Here is a 523-nt window from a genome sequence, read left to right on the forward strand (position 1 = left end):
GAATTCGGCTCATAGTCGCGGAAGACCTCTCCCGCGTGATGCGATTCGATAAATGGCGCGAAGCCGGTGTCTTGGTAAACAAGCGCCGGAACGTTATTCATCAACGCCTCGCCAACGCTCAATGGCATTGGATCATCTATCGAACTGAGGAAGAACACACTAGATTTTGAAAGCCAGCTCAACACTTCGTCGGACGAGACATGACCGACCCAACTGACATTATCTGATTTGTAACATCCTTCCGCTCCGCGTGTATAAGCGCCGAGCCAAACAAACCTCCAGTCGCGTCCCTCCCTCGCGGCGATATCAGCCACGCGAGAAAACAGATCAACGCCTTTTCGCTTTTGCTGCGTTCCCACCATCAAGATAACTGGAGGAGATGAAATTTCCCGCTGGGGCGCACGGCTGAATTCCGCGCCGATACTGTTGTAAACGGTTCTTACACTTGTTGCTCCCAATGAACCCAGCCAGTCAGCTTGCTGATCGCTCACTGCGAGGCAGTGGCAATGAGGCAAAATATTGT

Annotated in this window: 1 protein-coding gene; it reads right to left on the bottom strand. The window is 52.2% G+C overall.

Features of this window, described 5'->3' with window-relative positions; genetic code table 11:
- Nucleotides 1–523, bottom strand: a 523-nt coding sequence (locus tag ACQV2G_RS09170; protein ID WP_428876656.1) for a glycosyltransferase family 4 protein, incomplete at both ends; no start/stop codon positions are given.

This window comes from Facklamia sp. P12955 (assembly GCF_050409565.1).
Lineage (GTDB): Bacteria > Bacillota > Bacilli > Lactobacillales > Aerococcaceae > Facklamia.